The organism is Chlorogloeopsis sp. ULAP02 (genome assembly GCF_038404745.2).
GTDB lineage: Bacteria > Cyanobacteriota > Cyanobacteriia > Cyanobacteriales > Nostocaceae > Chlorogloeopsis.
Window position 1 is genome coordinate 51,340 of record NZ_JAYKTT020000068.1, and the last position, 18,598, is coordinate 69,937.

Sequence of the window (18,598 nt, forward strand, 5' to 3'; positions counted from 1 at the left end):
AGAAAGACAATCATCTACACTGCCATATTTTGATGGTGTCATCATCACTGCCACTAGCCAAAGTTCGTCCACTAGGGCTAAAGGTAATAGATCTAACATAGTTAGAGTGACCAGTGAGAGTAAAAATTTCTCTACCTGTGCTGATATGCCAAATTTTGATAGTTTGATCCCAACTGCCACTTGCGAGCAATTCTCCATCTGGGCTAAAAGCAACTGACCACACCGAGTTGAGATGTCCTGTGAGGGTTCGGATTTCTCTGCCTGAACTTACATCCCACAGTTTAATTGTAGAATCGCTACTGCCACTTGCGAGAATTTCTCCATCTGGACTAAAGGCGATCGCATTTACAAAGAAAGCATGACCTGTGAGAGTGTTAATTTCTCTGCCTGTACTTACTTGCCATAATTTAATCGTGTAGTCAGAACTGCCACTAGCCAAAATTAGACCGTCTGGACTCCAAGCCACAGACCAAATAGAGTCGGCATGACCTGTAAGAGTGCAAATTTCTCTGCCTGAAATTACCTGCCATACTTTAACAATGCAGTCCGCGCTACCACTGGCTAGTAGTTTCCCATCCGGACTAAAAACAACAGAATTAATACAATTGGTATGACCTTTAAATGTACGAACTTCCTTGCCAGAACTGATCAGCCACAGTTTAATAGTTTCATCCCAACTGCCACTTGCGAGAAGTTCCCCATCAGAGCTAAAGGCAACAGTATGAACCATACCAGAATGACCAGAAAACCAACGGCCAAAAGTACGTAGTAATTTTCCTGTCGCCACTTGCCACAGTTTAATAGTATTGTCAGAACTACCACTAGCCAATAGTTGTCCATCAGCACTAATCGTGACAGATTGAACCATGCTAGTATGACCTCTCAGGGTATATACGCACTGCCACTCTACTTGACCTGTTAGAATAGTTGTTCGAGATAGTGTGTTTGTAGTTATGGTTTGTGTAGGTGGTGTGGAACTTAAATGCTCATCGCCCTGATAACTCATCAAAGCTAGCCATTCTTGCACGGTTTGAGGACGATATTTTGGCTGTAATTCCATACCGCGCATGATTAAATAATTTACCTTGTTGCTAAGGTGGGGATTGTAGTGTTGCGGAGGTTCTAAAGTAATACTGTGACGTCTTTCTTCCGCACTTGTTGGTACTACTCCTGTTACTAAGCTGTATAATGTTGCGGCTAAACCGTAAACATCTATGTATTCTCCTCGTGGTGCTTCCAATTCATACTGTTCAGGAGGAGCAAAACCAGGAGTGCGATAAACCGTATGTTTTTGGATCACATTAGGAATAAATTCTCTGGCAATACCAAAATCAATTAAGACTGCTTCTGATTTGCCACTACGGATCATAATGTTGCGCGGCTTAATGTCTCTGTGTAACAAGCCTTTTCGATGAATTATTGTTACAGCCTCACTAATTTGCCGGATATATAGCAGTGCTTCTGATTCCGATAATACTCCTAAGCGCCGTAACCGCTTACCTAAATCTTCTCCTTCGATGTACTCCATCACTATGCAGGGCATATTTCCTTCATCGAAAATATTTTCGATCTGCACTATGTGGGGATGGCGACATACGGCCAATCTAACAGCTTCATCTCGAAAATCTAGCCTTAATTTGTCTCGGTGTGGTTTCCAGGCGGGGTTATTAAGAATTTCTTCTTTCAGAGTTTTAATCACTCGTAATTCGCCATGTTCATTTTTGGCGAGATAAGTAAGACCAATTCCGCCTTCGCCTAATCTTCTTTCGAGAATGTAGCGTCCCCCAAATAACCGCTGTCCCGGATGCCAGACCATTAGTATTAATTTTCAAATTCTGATATTTATTTTGACACGACAACACAATAGAGTTGGGTAGAGAGATGTTATGCTACGCGCTTGTAGTAGGGCTAACCTTTAGAGAATTGAAATTGTGTTATATGCTACAGCATAACGCTAAATTTCAAATTGTCGCTATAGTTTTGTTGCTCATGGCAACGCGAGAACAAAAATCCCCGACTTTTAAAAGATTTTTATAAATGAAATATGATTGCTGAACTAGTTCTTTTAGTAACCAAACTCATGCATTGAGTGAGCCACCATTTCCCAATTAACAGAAAACTGATTTTTATCGTACACAACCTGTAAAAGTTTGTAGATTTGTTTATAAATAGCTGTTATTAGACTTAAACTAGTCTCTGGAAGTAGAGAAGACTCAGGAATAAAGATATGAAAAAATCTTAATTAATTATTTAAAATAATGATTTTTTGAAATTTTATTTCAGCCTGAATACAGGCTCATATTTAATCAAATATCAATCGTATTTTTAAAAGTTTTAATAAAATTGTTAAAAATTTCTGGAATCATTACCAAAAAGTGTGTATCTAGTTATCGACTCATATTTGTCAGCAAAAAGGTACTTGAATTACAAATAAGATAAAAAGATACAAGTAAAACCTGGATAATGTCTTGATTCCAATACTTGTGAGTACAGTATTCAATGTAAGCAAAATTACATTGAATAATCCCAAAATATCTTGAAAATTTTACGCGATCGCCTATTTTAGAAGATATGATATTTCGGTGTGTAAAATTTTTTATCATGTTTCAAACCAACTGCGTATTGTCTAAGTTGATTTGATGAAAATATAGCTAAAGTCAAAAATTTTGCTAATGAGGTTTGAGGTGAGTTCAGAATATGTTAAAAAACTTACAATTGAGACAAAAATTTACAATTTTACTACTTGTAATTTTAGTTATAGGTTTGAGCTTGAGTGGCTTTGCTCTCTCTTCTGTGCTTAGACAAAATGCTAGGCAAGAAATTACCTCAACAGCTTTGATGCTAATGGAAACCATGATTTCTGTTCGGCAATATACAAGTAGTCAAGTTAATCCAGAACTAGTAGATAAGCTAGAAACTGAATTTTTGCCGCAATCTGTACCTGGATATTCAGCGCGAGAAGTTTTTGAGAACTTACGTAATAAATCCGGCTACAGAGACTTTTTTTATAAAGAAGCAACACTAAATCCTACTAATCTTCGAGATAAGGCTGATAGTTTTGAGACACAAATTGTCGAGCGGTTTAAAAAGGAAAATAAACTAAAAGAATTGAGTGGATTTCGTTCTATACCAGGTGGAGAAATTTTCTATACTGCTCGTCCGTTAATAGTTTCTGAACAAAAGTGTCTAGAATGCCATGACACGCCAGAAAGAGCGCCAAAAAGTATGCTTGATCGCTATGGTACTGCGAACGGATTTAACTGGAAACTAGGAGAAATTGTTGGTGCTCAGGTAATAACAGTGCCAGCTACCAGAGTTATCCAAAAAGCTAATCAGTCCTCTATTCTAATTGTGGGTTTAGTATCGGCTGTTTTTGCGATCGTCATTTTTTTGGTTAACGTCTTTTTAAATAGGCAAGTAGTACGTCCATTAAAACGCATAACTCGTTTAGCAGAGGAAGTCAGCACAGGACACATGGATGTTGAATTTGAGCAGTTATCTAATGATGAAATTGGTAATCTTGCTAAAGCTTTTAAGCGGATGAAATTAAGTTTAGAAATGGCCATGAGAAGGCTTAAGCGCCCTCATGGCAACACCCACGGAACAGGAGCTTAAGTATTTTATGAAAACAAACGTCGAGTAAATTCTAGAGCTGCTTCTGCCTCTGGAATTTCCTTGGCTAAAAGTTCAACAAACTGATAAGGAGTAACTTGCTCATTTTCTGCTAATGTGTCTTCTACAATAAAGCTTGCCATTGGCCCTATATAGTAAGCTAAAGCTTTTTGACAGCGTTGTATGAAGGCTGCATTAATTGAGGTATTTCCTTGAGTTCGGGAAGTATTTTGAGTCCGGGAAGTATTACCCTGAGTCCGAGAAGTTTGTTGATTGTGTCTAGTCTGTTGAGTAGAAGGTGAAATCATAGTTGTTTCTGCCGGAGATGGAGATACTTGATCTGTCTGCGGCATTATCATTGTAGGTTCCGACTCACGAGTCAGTACAGTTGGAGGAACATCAAACATTGTTGATTGCGATACATGAGGCTGCCCAATCAGCTCAAGATCTGCAAGAACTTCTCTAGATGTTTGATAGCGTTGTCTCGGTGTATCTGCTAGCATTTTATTGAGTATTTCAGCAAAGCCGTCGCTGACATATGTGTAAAAACGCCATTTCCATTCCAAGCTATACTGATCCATCAAAAAGGATGGATCTCGCCCTGTTAGCAACACAACACCTGTAACTCCCAAAGCATAAAGATCGCTACTTGGAGAACACAACCCCAAACTAATCTGTTCGCGGGGAGCATACCCCACTTTTCCCACTAAGGACATTTTGCCAACAAAGGTTGCTTGGTTAGAATTATTACCATCATTGAGATCGGCGATTTGCTTTCCCACTCCAAAATCAATTAGCACGGGCAAAGTTTTGCCTTCTGGCAACATAATGTTATCGGGAGAAATATCTCGATGGATAATATGGTGCTGATGGATATATTCCAAAACAGGTAGTAAATTTTTTAACCAGCGAATCACCTCATCTTCCGAAAAGTTTTGTCCTTGCTTTTGACGTTCTCGTAATAATGTTGAGTAGGTTTTCCCATTCACAAACTCTTGTACCAGGAATAACCTACCATCTCCTTCAAAGCAAGCTAAGAATCGGGGAATTTGAGGATGTTCTAGCTGGTGAAGTATTTTCGCCTCTCTTTTAAAAAGATTACGACATTTTTCTAGCCCCCCTTCTCCAGTACCAATAGGGGCAAATTCTTTCAGAACGCAAGGTTCGTTGAAGCGTCGAGTATCGAAGGCTAAGTAAGTTCGCCCCAAACCCCCCTGTCCCAAAAGTTGCTGGATGATATAGCGGTTATCTATTATAGTTCCTGAGGGAATTTCCGATTTGATTAAGGGGGACTGAGACATATCATGACGCTCCTAGCTCTATTTATATAAATAATTTGAATTTGGTTTCTTCAGTCAAGATGATTAAAGAAGTAATTTTATTTACTGTTTCTGTAGATACTTAGGTAATAATTTACTTAGTGACTCTAACAGCAAGGTTTTTATTAACTTTAAAGCTTAGATTTTCTAGAATAACTGCTTAGGTATTTACATATAATGACTTTTTGAAAAGAAAATTTACTTTTTTTAGAGAAATTTATTCACTCAAGCAGTGACTTAAACCCTAATTATTTATCGGGATAATTCTCAAAAAATATGCAGGTAAGACATGAAATTTTGTTAACAAATATGAGTATGTAACTTGCCCGTTAATCTTACTTTGGCTGCTTAGGTTTTTCAGGTAGAAGCGTTGCAGGTGTTTGCTTAACCCTTCCCTCAAGAGGTTTGACTTTTTCGATTAGTTTAATAAACTCAGTATAATTAGGTATTCTAGCAGCAGGAACATAACCAGCGTCAGCGGCAATATCAGCAGGTGCATCATTCATTGCTTTTTGAATTTGCTGCTGTTGATTTCGTTCTACAGTTGGTGCAAGCAAGACCACTCCAGGTGGTATCCACCGACTAGTGTGTAAAATTCTAAACTTGGTTGTGGCAAATTTCCGTTGATAAAGCTCGAAATCTTGCTCGGATATGGCGCCAGCATCTACAGTTTTGTCACTAATCCACTCTAGTACTGTCTCAGGAGTAGGGGCAGAGCGAATTTGAGCCAGGGTTAAACCGTAGAGATCGTACAAAGGAACATAATAACCTGCGGCAGAACCTGTTTCCCCCAAAGCAATTGTTTTGTTAGCTAAGTCTGATATTTTTTTAATCGGCTGCTCATCTCGCACAATTAGTAAAGAGCGTTGTCTGCTACTAACTCCCTCCATCGAAAATAAAGGAATGTAAAGTTCTTTGCCGATCGCGATCGCAGCTAAACCGGGAGCTGCAAATACAATATCCCATCTTTTGCGCTGGATTTGAGCAACGGCCTGCAATTCGTTGTATGCTGGTTCCAGTTCGATGAGCGAACGGGTTTGTGAGCCTATGTAGTCTTTGAAGCGCTCGTACTTGTCGAGTGAAACTTTTCCTTCACCGTAGCTGACTACGCCTATAGTTAATCTGTTTGGGATATTGTTTGTTTGTTTTGAATTACATCCTATTCCAAGTTGTCCGATTAACACTAGTAGTATAAGGAGAAAAAAACGTGGCGAAATAATAATTTTCATCACTAAATTGTTATAGATTGATATGAATTTACACATTAATGATTATGATGATAATTATGCAATATCAAGTTTGATTATCTCTATATCCATCTGCTTAAAAAATGCGATCGCACTAAAAATTAACTTTAACTTACAGTCAATGTTAATGTTTAAAAACTTCTGTTGACTAACATAGATTGTTTTTAACTTATTAGAAAATAGAGCTAGTTGTTTAAAAATATATCCGTAAAATAACTAGTTAGTCTTGTAGTTTAGGGGTGTGACTTTAATTGAGAATATAGGTCAGTTAATCTCATGGCAGGGAGTTTTGAACAAGCCACACTTGTTAGTCCTCAACCTTTTTTGGAATTAAATAATCGCGGTCATATATTGCGGCTTTACCTACAAGAAGATGAACATCGGTTAGGGCGTGGTCGTGATTGGGCAGATTTAGAAGTGCCGATAGGTTGGGAAGTCTTCTCTAGAAAACAAGCAGTTTTAAAAAAAGAAGGAGAAGACTATCGAATTTATGATGGTGATGGTAACGCTGCCAGTCGCAATGGAATATTCATCAATCAAACCCGAATTGATGCCACTGAAGGCTATCTTTTAAAAAATGGAGCGCAACTGGAAATCGGACAATCTCCTCACAACCGCATTCAGTTGACTTACTGTAATCCAGTTGAATCTCCGGTAGTCATTCCTAGTAATCGCCGCCTAGTATTGAAAGGCTTGAAAGAATGGCCTGTACAACTTGGGCGTGCTCCTAAGTCGGATCGCTACTCTTCAATGCAGTTAGATGCGCCTACAGTTTCTCGCCTGCACGCCACGATTTATCCAGATGGGCAAGGAAAACACATTCTGCAAGACCTCAGTACAAATGGTATTTTTGTTAACGGTCAAAGAATTTCCAAACGCGTACATTTAGAGGATGAAAGCAGGATTCAGATTGGGCCTTTTAGCCTGCTATATCGCACTGATTACTTAGAATTACTAAATACTGGTAGTCAAATCCGCTTGGATGTTCACCGCTTGCAGCGCAAAGTGAAAGACAAGGAAGGGCGGGAAAAAATCATCCTCAACGATGTCTCTTTAGTGATAGAACCGGGACAATTAGTGGCTTTAGTGGGTGGTAGTGGCGCTGGTAAGTCCACTTTGATGAAATCTTTACTGGGAATTGAACCAGTATCTTCTGGCACAGTATATCTGAATGGAGATAATTTGCGGCAGAACTGGCCGATGTATCGATCGCAAATTGGTTATGTTCCTCAGGATGATATTGTGCATCCCGACTTAAGAGTAGAAGAAGTTCTAGCTTATGCTTGTAAATTGAGGCTTCCACCAGATATCAACGTGAAGCAGGTAGTCGATACTACCTTAGAACAGATTAAACTCACTCATGTGAGAACAAACTTTATTCGCAATCTCAGTGGTGGGCAACGCAAGCGTGTCAGCATCGGTGTAGAGTTGTTAGCCGATCCGAAATTATTCTTTTTAGATGAACCAACTTCTGGTCTCGATCCAGGCTTAGATAAAGAGATGATGCGCTTGTTGCGGGAGTTGGCAGATCAAGGACGCACGGTAGTTCTAGTTACCCATGCGACAGCAAATATTGAGGTGTGCGATCGCATTGCTTTTATGGGTAGAGGTGGTAAACTCTGCTACTACGGCCCACCCCAGCAAGCATTGGGCTTTTTTGAAATGCCCTCGGAAGATTTAAAGTATTTTTCAGATATTTATATCAAACTTGACCAAGGGGGAAATGGCAAGGACGTTGCAGCCACGGTTGACCATTGGTCGCTAAAATATCAGCAATCACCAGAATTTAAAACTTACGTTAAATCACAATTAAAACCTGGTAAAGATCGTACTTCTAAACCTGATGACTCTATCCACACAGGCATATCGCCGCTCAAGCAACTGTGGCTGTTGAGTCAGCGTTATTTACAATTAGTTTTACGCGATCGCGCGAGCATAATTTTCTCATTATTATCGGGGCCAATAGCGATCGGGCTGACTGCTTGGATTTTAAAAGATGAGACTCCTCTAAAAAGACTTGTGCCGCCAGAGATAACGCAAGGCCCTTTAGCGCTTAAAGTACTATTTATCTTCAGTTGTATTGGCATTTGGGTGGGGCTTTCTAGTTCTGTACGTGAAATTATCAAAGAAGCAGCCATTTACACACGAGAGCGACTGATTAATTTAGGCTTACTTCCTTATTTAGGTTCTAAAATTTTGATTCGTTCTGGTTTAACCTTACTGCAAACTCTATTAATTGTTGTCGCAATTTTAGTTGGTTTTCAAGCACCAGAATCTGATTTATTGCCTTGGTTTCTGGGTTTAGGAATGACGACATTTTTAACTTTGCTGGCTAGTGTCAGCCTCAGTTTAATGATTTCTACCTTGGTTAAAAGTGAAAACGAAGCAAATAGTATTCTCCCCTTAATTATGATTCCCCAAATAATTCTTTCAGGGGTTTTATTTGAAATGCAAGGATTAGCTGCTAAATTGGGATGGTTAACAATTAGTAGGTGGTCTATTGGCGCATATGGAACCCTAATTAATGTCAATGCAATGGTTCCAAAAAATACTCCAGGTTTACCGTCTTTAGATAATATTTTTAAAACTTCTGCTGTTTACGAGCCAAGTTGGGATAATTTAGGTTTAAATTGGGGAATTCTGGGTGTGCATACGTTAGTTTACTTAATCGTGGCGGTGTTGTTGCAGAAGCGCAAAGATATTGTGTAATAAAAGGGAACAGGGAACAGGAAGTTTGGGTTGGGTTTTAGATCCCTATAGGGAAACAAATAAACAAAGGTTTTATTGACATTTTTTGCTTTAGGTTTCGAGCAATATTTATTAACTTATATCTTGCATCTACGCTCTTGTCCGCCAAGAAATAAATTTCTTGACTCAAAGCCAAAGTCTACTTTAGTAGACTGGGTAAGATTTCTAGTTAGTTTTAATTGATAACTTATTCGTCAGGATTTACACCTAGCTGACGTAATTTTTATGCTAATTGTTCTGCTTTTATTTTTGCTTGAGCAGCTTCTTGTTGAGCTTCCCTTGCCTCCTGCTCGGCAATGATAGCTCTTTCAGTAGCAGCAGCAGCTTCTTCTGCGGGTATGGGAATCAATTTTCCTTCTAAAGTGAACCATCTTAACCACAACCTTTCAATATCTCGAAATGCCCCTTGCCATAATCCCAAACTTAAACCCAATTCTGGCATTTGTAAGCGTCCCCCAGTTAAATTCATAGGTTCGTAGTGTCCGCCTACTAACTGAAATGCTCTAATTTCATCACTGTAGCGACTAAAAACTATATAGTAAGGAACCCGCAGAATTTGTTCATAAACTTCCCATTTAGTAGGAGGTTTATCTGCTTCATTTGTGCTGATACCTAAATCTTCCTCTTCTGTACCTGGGGATAATAACTCTACAACAACAAAAGGATTAGCTTCCTCTTGCCAAGTGACATAACTTAAACGTAAATCTCGCCCTTGATATAGTTTTGGTACTCCTACCACACCAAACCAATCTGGGCGTTTGTACCATAAAGGACGCTGGGGATTGTAGTAGAGATTGAGATCGGCAGCACTGTAAACTAGTTCTGGATTCCAGTTAATTGGTTGAAAAGTTAAATATAAAAGTAAGGGCTGTAAAAAGTGAAAGTCGTCTGGCAAACCTGGCTCCTCTGGGCGATCGCTTGGTAAATCATACATTGTTGGTAGGTTTTCCCAAGGCGGAAGTGGGGGATCGGATTGGGGAATAAGGTGAGGATAGGAAGTCATATTTTCAGTTAATTTTCTACATAAAAACTCATATATTTTCTTTCAATTAGCTTTGCTCATAAGCTATATTCATCTTCTAGCACTTCTTGACCAAATGTTTTTATATGACAACAGATAGCTGAGATGATATGCAGCGATTAACCTGTTTATCTTGTCAAGCAACTATTTCAGAATAGAAAAGAAGTTATCTAAGTAACAGGCGATCGCTTAATCTACAGTTATAGAATTCCCTAAAATTTTTTCAAAATCACAAAAACTCTAGCAGCAATATATTCAATTGGAAATAAGCCTATGACAACCGTAGTAATCACACCCTCGTTCTGGCTAATGACAGGTATTGGAGTCGAATCTGTTTAAATTTACAGAGAAATTAGGTTTACGGATGCAAGAACTCCTAGATAGAAAAAAAGCTGATTCTCTGACACCATCTGACGCCAGAAGAAGCGGCTGAACTGGAAGCAATAGGGGAATTAGATGTAATTTTTAGCTACATCAATTCGATGATTGCTTCTTTTGGATGATAGCCAACAATAGGTAATTTCTCACACTTCCGGTTCTATCCCCGCCGCTCGCAATTGTGCTGCTAATCGTTCGGCACGTTGTCGTTCCTGCTCTGCGCGTTGTCTTTCTTGTTCGGCTAACTCCGATCCCCACAGTAGCAACTGCCCTTGTTCATCCCACCACCGCAACCAGTAGCCTGTACGGTTTTCACGGGTTCCTTGCCACACGCCCAAATGGAGATTCATTTCTGCTATCCAGTAGCGGTTATTTTCATCAGGCGGTTGTACTAGATACTGTTCTGAATTGTGTAATCGATAAACTTCTATACTGCCGCTATCTGGTTCAAAGATGACGTAGTTCGGTACTTTTAAAATGCGTTCGTAGAAAAACCATTTGCCTGGGGGATAAGTCGGTTTGATAGAATACTCTGCACCATCGGTATCGGAAATAAATTCCATCACAATTACCGGCATATCTCCCTGTAGCTGGGGAGTGTAACTGCGTTTTACTTCCTCTCGCGCAACGCGGATGCTGGGTACATATGCCCAATCAGGAGCTTTAATGACAATTTTGCCATTCACGGTGGCGCAGATGCCGTAATTTGTTGGTGCTAGGGCGTTTTGAGGTAATTTGCCAGCAAGTTCTAAGCTTTCGGTTAAGGCTGCGGCGAGGGAAGGCTGATTGATGTTATCCACTGGCTCATCTGGCAGTTTGTAATCATCCGGTAATTTTTCCCAAGTGATTTTATAGTCTTGAGTGACAGTTGCTGTCATAGTGATTTTTCCTTTCACTAGGGGTGGGGGTATAGGAGTGTAGGGGATTATAAATTCAAAACTCAACATAGTTTTCCTCACACACTTATCCCCTTACACCCTTTTTGAAGATTTAATCCTCGTCTGGTTCTAAATCAGAATCTTCCAGTGTATGCTGCGGGATGGCGGCAATAATCGCATCTATTACTTTTGCCACTGGCAAAATCTCAATATTTAAGTCAGGAAATTTTTGCCCTTTCGGCACGATCGCTCGCTTAAATCCCAATTTTGCCGCTTCTTTTAGCCGCAACTCCATTTGTGAGACAGCACGTACTTGCCCGCCTAGCCCGACTTCACCTATTAACACAGTACCGGGATCTACAATCCGATCGCGAAAACTGGCAACAAGGGCGATCGCTACTCCCAAATCGACTGCTGGTTCTTCTACATTCAACCCGCCAGCGGAAGCTACATAGGAATCTAATTTAGACATGGGAATTCCCACCCGCTTTTCCAATACGGCGAGAATTTGCACGAGGCGATTATAGTCTACACCTGTAGCAGAACGTCGGGGTGAAGGGTAACTAGTAGGACTTACCAAAGCTTGTAATTCCACAACGATGGGGCGCGTTCCTTCGCAAGCCACTACAATTGCCGTACCGGGAGCGGGATCGTCGCGGTTGCCCAAAAATAATTCTGAGGGATTGGGAACTTCTCGCAACCCATTTTCTACCATTTCAAAAATGCCAATTTCGTGAGTGGCACCAAAACGGTTTTTCACCGTGCGTAATAACCGATGGGAGGCAAAGCGATCGCCTTCAAAATACAACACCGTATCTACTAGGTGTTCTAAAACTTTCGGCCCGGCGATTGCCCCTTCTTTGGTGACGTGTCCCACTATCAACATGGTAATGTCTTCGTGCTTTGCCACCTTCATCAAAGCGGCGGTACATTCGCGTACCTGTGCTACTGAACCAGGTGCAGAAGTAAGTGCAGGAAAAAATACTGTTTGAATACTATCAATTACTGCTAGATTTGGTTTGAGAGAGTCCATTTCCTTTAAAATCTCTTCCAAATCTGTTTCCGGTAATACATATAAATCTGCGCCTTCCTCATCAGATTCTTGTAGCTTTTGTGTCTCTTGGACTGCTTGAGTTTTACCGTTATCATTGCTGACAACATTAAGAACTGGTGTGACTCCTAAGCGCAAAGCTCTTAATTTTACTTGTTGTCCTGATTCTTCCCCAGAAACATAAAGTATCCGGTATCTCTGTGCTAGTTCATTTGATACTTGCAACAATAAAGTAGATTTACCGATACCTGGATCACCACCAATTAACACCATTGAGCCGGGAACAACACCACCACCTAATACCCGATCTAGTTCCCCATAACCAGAAGCCCAACGCGTTACTTGGCGATCGCTAATTTGGTCGAATCTTAGAGATGAGCGGGGCTTGGCTGGTTTATTAGTAGATTTTCCACTTCCCTGTTGGGAGTGCCAAGCACTCACTCCCCGACTTGGTATATCCGTTGAAGATTGGATGGCAATTTCCTCTTCTAAAGAGTTATATGTGCCGCAAGCTGGACATTTACCAAACCATTGAGGAGATTCTGCTCCACATTCGTTACAAACGTAATAAGTTTTTTGCTTTGGCATTCTTAAATCTTATTAAATAATCTTAATTTTTCCTTAATTATTCGACAAAACTAAAACTAAATTATGGTGGTACTTACAGCTTTTTTCCAACTTAATGAATGGAATGATATCTTAATATTATGGTATGAAAAATTAATCATGAAAAATTTTAGTTAAGGAGCGTTGAGAAACTTGGAAAGTCATAAAGAAAAAATTCTGGTAGTAGATGATGAAGCCAGTATTCGCAGAATTTTGGAAACGCGCCTTTCTATGATTGGCTACGATGTAGTTACTGCTGGCGATGGGGAAGAAGCATTAGAAACATTTCGCAAAACTGACCCTGATTTGGTTGTTTTGGATGTTATGATGCCCAAGCTAGATGGCTATGGTGTCTGTCAAGAATTACGCAAAGAATCAGACGTCCCAATTATTATGTTAACAGCCTTGGGAGACGTTGCTGATCGCATTACTGGTTTAGAATTGGGTGCTGATGATTACGTAGTTAAACCTTTTTCTCCGAAAGAATTGGAAGCTCGGATTCGCTCAGTTTTGCGGCGCGTAGACAAAACAGGAGCCTCTGGCATTCCCAGTTCAGGAGTAATTCATGTTGGTAATATTAAAATCGACACGAATAAGCGGCAAGTCTATAAAGGTGACGAGCGTATTCGCCTAACTGGTATGGAATTTAGCTTACTAGAGTTATTAGTAAGTCGCTCTGGCGAAGCTTTTTCTCGGTCAGAAATTTTACAAGAAGTGTGGGGATACACACCAGAACGTCATGTTGATACTCGTGTGGTAGATGTGCATATCTCCCGTCTGCGGGCAAAATTGGAAGATGATCCTAGTAACCCAGAGTTAATTCTCACAGCTAGAGGTACAGGTTATTTGTTTCAACGCATTATAGAACCAGGAGAGGAATGAATTATGAAGTGTAAAGTATGAAGTATGAAAAAGGTAGAAATAAGAACTTAGAATCCAGAATATTCGACGGGAAGTCGCCCGGAGGGCGTCTAAAGAATCCAGAATCCAGAATATTCTGACTCCTGACTCCTGGCTTCTGACTACTGTTTCCTTCATCCTTTATCCTTCAGAATAGATCGAGCATGACTAAATCCGATCCGAATCGTGTTTTGCGGCGTCTGCCTATCTTTGTTGGTGGGTTAGGCGCTATACTTTTGCTGGTTAATCGTTTGTTAACACCCCAAATCACCGATTCCCAAGCCCGTGCAGATGTGCTGGGTGTAATTTTAAGTGCAGTATTAATTCTAATAGGTTTGATTTGGCAACAGGTACAACCCCGATCGCCTGATGCGGTAGAACTAATTGGAGAAGAAGGTTTTGTACTTGCCCCTGATTTGCCAGGCAGAGTAAAAACAGAATTAGCTTGGGCATCTCATTTATTATTAACTAATACAGTGACGCGATCGCTTGTAGTTTTTTATCAAGGAAAAGTGTTATTGCGTCGCGGAATTTTAAATACAAAATCTGAGGTAAAACCAGGAGTAATTTTAAAAAGAGTATTAGAAAAACAACAGCCGATTTATTTAGTTGATTTAAAAGTTTATCCAGGCAGAATTGAATTTGATTATTTACCAGAGAATACTCAAGGAGTAATTTGTCAACCCCTTGGCAGTCAAGGTGCTTTAATTTTAGGAGCAAATGCTCCTCGTAGTTATACCAAACAAGACGAAAATTGGATTGCTGGAATTGCTGATAAATTAGCTGTTACTTTAAATGAAGAAATGGCGAATAGCTAATCACAATTAAGTATGTGGACTGATATCTTACGCCCAACGATTGAAAGAGCCAGAGGCTCTACTTTAGTTCTCTTACCAGGTTCAACCTGGTAACGAAGTTTGTGGGCTGCTGCCTCCGCTTATTCCCTCTGTCGTTGCCCTCTAATTAACAATTAAAGCTTATGCAAACAATCTACTGGTTGCTCGTTGCCTTGATGGTTGTAGGTATTATTGGTTCTGTGGTTCCTGCTATCCCAGGAGCTAGTTTAATCTTAGTTGCTATTGTTATTTGGGGATTTGTTAGAGGTTCTTTTGCTACTATTAGCGTGCCATTAGTTGTCACAGCTGTAGTTCTACTCTTAAGTATTGGAGTAGATTTTTTAGCTGCTTATTTGGGTGCAAAAAGAGCAGGTGCTAGCAAGTGGGGGCAAATTGGCGCGATAGTCGGTTTCATTGTCGGATTTCTGGGATTATTACCGGCTTTGCCTGTGGGAGGCCCGTTGTTAGGAATGTTACTAGGGCCATTATTGGGAGCAATTATTGCAGAATTTTTGTACCGACGGGATTTTTTCCTAGCGGTGAAAGCAGGTGTGGGAATTGTGGTAGGTACTGTAGTTGGAAATTTAATTCAGGGGTTGCTTGCGATCGCCGCAGTTGTAGTTTTCTTAATTACAACTTGGCCGCAGGTATTTGGTAGTTGAATTATAAATTATGTCTAATGTGAATTAGCCGAACTCACCTTAAGTCGCACCAAATAAATAATAGATTGATTGCAAAATCCAATTTTCTGGTAATAACAACCACAGATAAACACAGATGCACACGGATGATTTATCTGTGTTTATCTGTGTCCATCTGTGGTCGATTTCTCAAACATGATTGTTACTTGCCATTTTAATTCACATCAGACTTGAATTCTGAATCCTTTTTTACAACCTATTTTGTTAATGGTAGAGACGGCGATAGACTTTTAGGAAATATCGCTAGTTCGGTTTCTGGATCGAAAAAGTGGATTTTTTCTGGTGTAAAGGATAACCATATTTGCTCGCCTACACTGATAAAACGCTCTGGAGGAACTCGTACTTGCAGAGAATTTTTGAATGTGCCAGCTTGTTGAAAACTAGTTCCCACAAGTTTTGTAGAAAGAAAAGAATCGTTACCAAGATTTTCTGCCAATTCTACTTGAACTAGTAAATTCTTTGTTGCAGGTACACTTAAAGTCAAGTGTTCTGGACGAATACCTAAAATAAGCTTGCGCCCGTCGTATTTTTGCAAAGCACTTCCCCAAAAGTCTGGAAGAGTGAGACGAAAATCGCCATTAGTAATTAACAGGTGGGCGTGAAACTCTACAGGGATAAAATTCATTGGCGGTGAACCAATGAATTCGGCAACAAAAAGATTAGCAGGACGATTATAAAGTTCTAACGGTCGATCAACTTGTTGGAGTTGACCTTGATTGAGGATAGCAATGCGATCGCCCATTGTCATTGCTTCTGTTTGATCGTGAGTAACGTAAATAGTTGTTGTCCCTAGTTGGCGTTGCAGCTTAACAATTTGGGCGCGAGTTTCCGCCCGCAGTTTCGCATCTAAATTAGAAAGCGGTTCATCCATGAGAAACACTTGAGGGTTACGTGCGATCGCTCTTCCGAGCGCGACTCTTTGTCTTTGTCCTCCAGATAACTGCTTGGGTAAGCGATTTAGTAGAGCTTCAATCTGCAACAGTTGGGCAACATACCGTACCTGTTCATGTACCGCCCGTTCTTTTTCAGAAATATAGCGGAGTCCTTTAGGGAAATTTCTTGTCACTCCTACTAATAAATTTTCTGCAAAAGAGAGACTCTCTCCCCCTCTCCCTCTCTCCCCCTCTCCGACTCCTCCAGAACGGCGTCGCAATCCAAAAGCAATGTTGTCATACACCGTCATGTGGGGATAGAGGGCATAATTTTGAAACACCATTGCAATATCGCGTTCCTTGGGAGGGAGGTTGTTAATTAGGCGATCGCCCACCCAGATATTGCCTCCAGTCATCGCCTCTAACCCAGCAATTAGCCGCAGCAAGGTGCTTTTACCACAGCCAGAAGGCCCCACCAGCACCACAAATTCACCATCTGCCACAGTCAGGTTAATCCGCCGTAAGACATTCACACTATCTGCACTTTTTAGAGTTGTTGCTTCCTCACTCTTCTCAGACGTAGATGTGAGTTGGGTTGGTAAAGCAACACTTTCCCCTTTCCGAGGGGGAAAACTTTTATAAACGTTTTCTAAAACTACCTGCGCCACGAGTGTTAGTTACCGCAATTGTTCAAAATCACCAGTCGTTGAATTTTGGATTTGAGATTGTAGATTGACTTCATCTTGATTTAAGGCAATGGTTATTTATCCCATGAGTAAGGATAAACGATATAAAACTTTTAGCGCTCATGATACACGTTTGTAGTGACTACGAAAAGTAAAAAAAACAGCTTTTACGATCACAACCGCACTACCTTGGAAGAAAGCACATTTGGGAATTGTGTTTATGGCTTCTCATCTCACCTCAAATCCTTCTCCAACAGAGATGCCAACTCCTGTCCATGACATTGTAGACGTACAAACTACAAATTGTTGTATAGTCGGTGGTGGACCAGCGGGAGCGGTTCTTGCTTTACTTTTAGCACGCCAAGGTATCCCTGTGATGTTGCTCGAAGCCCACAAAGATTTTGACCGTGACTTTCGGGGAGATACAATTCATCCATCGGTGATGGAAATTATGGAGGAACTAGGTTTAGCTGATCGCTTGCTACAACTTCCCCACGCCAAGATGCGTCAAATCAGCATTAAAACTCCAGAAGCTAGTGTTACTTTGGCTGACTTCAGTCATCTCCATACGCGTTTTCCCTACATTACGATGCTTCCGCAAGCAAGATTTTTGGAGTTTATCACTGCCGAAGCCCAAAAGTACCCAAATTTTCAGCTGATTATGGGTGCGAACGTGCAGGAGTTGATAGAAGAGGATGGAGTAATTCGGGGTGTGCGCTATCGCGGGCATGGTGGTTGGCACGAAATTCGGGCAATCCTGACAGTCGGTGCCGATGGACGTCACTCGCGCCTGCGTCAGTCGGCTAACTTTGAATCTATCCAAACTTCACCGCCAATGGATGTACTGTGGTTCCGCTTACCCAAAAAACCAGACGACTTAGAAGGTGGGATAGGGCGTATCGGTCGCGGTCACATTGTAGCTATGTTAGATCGTGGTGAGCAATGGCAAATTGCTTATGTGATTTCCAAGGGTGGTTATCAAGAAATTCGTGCTGCTGGTTTAGAAGCTTTGAGAAAGTCTGTCGTAGACGTAGTACCAGAGTTACAAGACCGCGTAGAATACTTACAAGATTGGTCACAAATTGCTTTCTTGTCGGTAGAGTCTAGCCGCCTCAAACGTTGGTATCGTCCTGGACTACTGCTTATCGGTGATGCCGCCCATATCATGTCTCCTGTGGGTGGAGTCGGTATTAACTATGCCATTCAAGATGCTGTCGTTGCCGCCAATGTTCTTAGTAAACCACTCAAACAAGGACGTGTAGAACTGTCTCATCTGGCAAAAGTGCAGCGCCAACGGGAATTGCCAACCCGCGTTATTCAAGCATTTCAATCTTTAGTACAGCAGCGAATCTTTGCCCGCGTTCTCAACTCAAATCAACTGTTGCAGTTGCCAGCTTGGTTGCGCTTACCTTGGTTGCGTGACTTTCCATTACGGTTAGTAGCCTATGGACTTTTTCCTGCTCACGTCAAAACTTAAGTGTGGTACATTTATACTATTTGGGTGCAAAGTAAAACAAAGGTACTTGCTTGGCTTTTATGCTAGAACAGTTTCAATGCCAAGGGTATAAATATGGAAATGGTTAATAATCTTGATCGAGACCAAAAACAAAATTTGCGATATCTGTAGATGAATATACAGGGCTAACAAGTGTATAATTTTACTTAAAGTGTTTAATTATTTACACCGGGTAGCACTGAGCATTTTTTGAAGTCAGACTCCCACGGGCAAATAGCCCACAATGA

Annotated in this window: 13 protein-coding genes and 1 pseudogene; 7 read left to right on the forward strand and 7 right to left on the reverse strand. The window is 40.7% G+C overall.

Annotated elements, in window-relative coordinates:
- Nucleotides 1-10: 10 nt before the first annotated feature.
- Nucleotides 11-1,816, reverse strand: a complete 1,806-nt coding sequence (locus U2718_RS23495; protein ID WP_342002597.1) for a serine/threonine-protein kinase — start codon at nucleotides 1,814-1,816, stop codon at nucleotides 11-13.
- Between the two features lie 881 nt (nucleotides 1,817-2,697).
- On the opposite strand from U2718_RS23495, the gene U2718_RS23500 reads away from it, so the two are divergent.
- Nucleotides 2,698-3,615: a DUF3365 domain-containing protein gene (locus tag U2718_RS23500; protein WP_342002598.1), complete on the forward strand. Its 918-nt coding sequence runs from the start codon at nucleotides 2,698-2,700 to the stop codon at nucleotides 3,613-3,615.
- A gap of 5 nt (nucleotides 3,616-3,620) precedes the next feature.
- Here U2718_RS23500 and U2718_RS23505 read toward each other — a convergent pair whose 3' ends face one another.
- Together U2718_RS23505 and U2718_RS23510 are read right to left on the reverse strand one after the other, a co-directional pair.
- Entirely contained in the window at nucleotides 3,621-4,913 is a 1,293-nt protein-coding gene (locus U2718_RS23505) for a serine/threonine-protein kinase (RefSeq protein ID WP_342002599.1), read from the reverse strand.
- Between the two features lie 353 nt (nucleotides 4,914-5,266).
- Nucleotides 5,267-6,160, reverse strand: a complete 894-nt coding sequence (locus tag U2718_RS23510; protein ID WP_342002600.1) for a phosphate/phosphite/phosphonate ABC transporter substrate-binding protein — start codon at nucleotides 6,158-6,160, stop codon at nucleotides 5,267-5,269.
- Between the two features lie 294 nt (nucleotides 6,161-6,454).
- Between U2718_RS23510 and U2718_RS23515 the strand changes: the two genes are divergently transcribed.
- A complete protein-coding gene (locus tag U2718_RS23515; RefSeq protein ID WP_342002601.1) occupies nucleotides 6,455-8,887 on the forward strand; it encodes an ATP-binding cassette domain-containing protein in 2,433 nt (810 codons plus the stop codon).
- 262 nt (nucleotides 8,888-9,149) lie between these two features.
- Here U2718_RS23515 and U2718_RS23520 read toward each other — a convergent pair whose 3' ends face one another.
- Nucleotides 9,150-9,929, reverse strand: coding sequence for a Uma2 family endonuclease (locus U2718_RS23520; RefSeq protein WP_342002602.1), 780 nt, complete (start codon nucleotides 9,927-9,929; stop codon nucleotides 9,150-9,152).
- 291 nt (nucleotides 9,930-10,220) lie between these two features.
- On the opposite strand from U2718_RS23520, the pseudogene U2718_RS23525 reads away from it, so the two are divergent.
- Nucleotides 10,221-10,450: pseudogene (locus tag U2718_RS23525) on the forward strand (hypothetical protein).
- Between the two features lie 21 nt (nucleotides 10,451-10,471).
- Here U2718_RS23525 and U2718_RS23530 read toward each other — a convergent pair.
- Nucleotides 10,472-11,203 carry a Uma2 family endonuclease gene (locus U2718_RS23530; RefSeq protein ID WP_342002603.1) on the reverse strand — a complete coding sequence of 244 codons (732 nt, stop codon included), beginning with the start codon at nucleotides 11,201-11,203 and terminating at the stop codon, nucleotides 10,472-10,474.
- 112 nt (nucleotides 11,204-11,315) lie between these two features.
- Nucleotides 11,316-12,842 carry a DNA repair protein RadA gene (radA, locus tag U2718_RS23535; RefSeq protein ID WP_342002604.1) on the reverse strand — a complete coding sequence of 509 codons (1,527 nt, stop codon included), beginning with the start codon at nucleotides 12,840-12,842 and terminating at the stop codon, nucleotides 11,316-11,318.
- Between the two features lie 171 nt (nucleotides 12,843-13,013).
- On the opposite strand from radA, the gene rpaB reads away from it, so the two are divergent.
- From rpaB to U2718_RS23550, 3 genes are all read left to right on the forward strand, one after another.
- Complete coding sequence (gene rpaB, locus U2718_RS23540; protein ID WP_016872551.1) at nucleotides 13,014-13,742, forward strand: response regulator transcription factor RpaB; 729 nt, start codon at nucleotides 13,014-13,016, stop codon at nucleotides 13,740-13,742.
- Between the two features lie 182 nt (nucleotides 13,743-13,924).
- Nucleotides 13,925-14,578 (forward strand): cofactor assembly of complex C subunit B, encoded by a 654-nt coding sequence (locus U2718_RS23545; protein WP_342002605.1) that lies wholly within the window; start codon nucleotides 13,925-13,927, stop codon nucleotides 14,576-14,578.
- Between the two features lie 161 nt (nucleotides 14,579-14,739).
- Complete coding sequence (locus U2718_RS23550) at nucleotides 14,740-15,258, forward strand: DUF456 domain-containing protein (protein ID WP_342002606.1); 519 nt, start codon at nucleotides 14,740-14,742, stop codon at nucleotides 15,256-15,258.
- 235 nt (nucleotides 15,259-15,493) lie between these two features.
- Here the strand turns inward: U2718_RS23550 and U2718_RS23555 are convergent, their stop codons facing one another.
- Entirely contained in the window at nucleotides 15,494-16,837 is a 1,344-nt protein-coding gene (locus U2718_RS23555) for an ABC transporter ATP-binding protein (protein WP_342002607.1), read from the reverse strand.
- 238 nt (nucleotides 16,838-17,075) lie between these two features.
- Here U2718_RS23555 and U2718_RS23560 point away from each other — a divergent pair, with 238 nt between their 5' ends.
- Nucleotides 17,076-18,332: an FAD-dependent oxidoreductase gene (locus U2718_RS23560; RefSeq protein WP_342002608.1), complete on the forward strand. Its 1,257-nt coding sequence runs from the start codon at nucleotides 17,076-17,078 to the stop codon at nucleotides 18,330-18,332.
- The last annotated feature ends 266 nt before the right edge of the window (nucleotides 18,333-18,598 follow it).

Bases quoted from the DNA above. Each gene is read 5' to 3' on its own strand.
- U2718_RS23500 (WP_342002598.1), top strand. From the start codon at position 2,698: ATGTTAAAAAACTTACAATTGAGACAAAAATTTACAATTTTACTACTT.
- U2718_RS23515 (WP_342002601.1), top strand. From the start codon at position 6,455: ATGGCAGGGAGTTTTGAACAAGCCACACTTGTTAGTCCTCAACCTTTT.
- U2718_RS23545 (WP_342002605.1), top strand. From the start codon at position 13,925: ATGACTAAATCCGATCCGAATCGTGTTTTGCGGCGTCTGCCTATCTTT.
- U2718_RS23520 (WP_342002602.1), bottom strand. From the start codon at position 9,929: ATGACTTCCTATCCTCACCTTATTCCCCAATCCGATCCCCCACTTCCG.
- U2718_RS23495 (WP_342002597.1), bottom strand. From the start codon at position 1,816: ATGGTCTGGCATCCGGGACAGCGGTTATTTGGGGGACGCTACATTCTC.
- radA (WP_342002604.1), bottom strand. From the start codon at position 12,842: ATGCCAAAGCAAAAAACTTATTACGTTTGTAACGAATGTGGAGCAGAA.
- U2718_RS23530 (WP_342002603.1), bottom strand. From the start codon at position 11,203: ATGACAGCAACTGTCACTCAAGACTATAAAATCACTTGGGAAAAATTA.
- U2718_RS23510 (WP_342002600.1), bottom strand. From the start codon at position 6,160: ATGAAAATTATTATTTCGCCACGTTTTTTTCTCCTTATACTACTAGTG.
- U2718_RS23505 (WP_342002599.1), bottom strand. From the start codon at position 4,913: ATGTCTCAGTCCCCCTTAATCAAATCGGAAATTCCCTCAGGAACTATA.
- U2718_RS23560 (WP_342002608.1), top strand. From the start codon at position 17,076: ATGGCTTCTCATCTCACCTCAAATCCTTCTCCAACAGAGATGCCAACT.
- U2718_RS23550 (WP_342002606.1), top strand. From the start codon at position 14,740: ATGCAAACAATCTACTGGTTGCTCGTTGCCTTGATGGTTGTAGGTATT.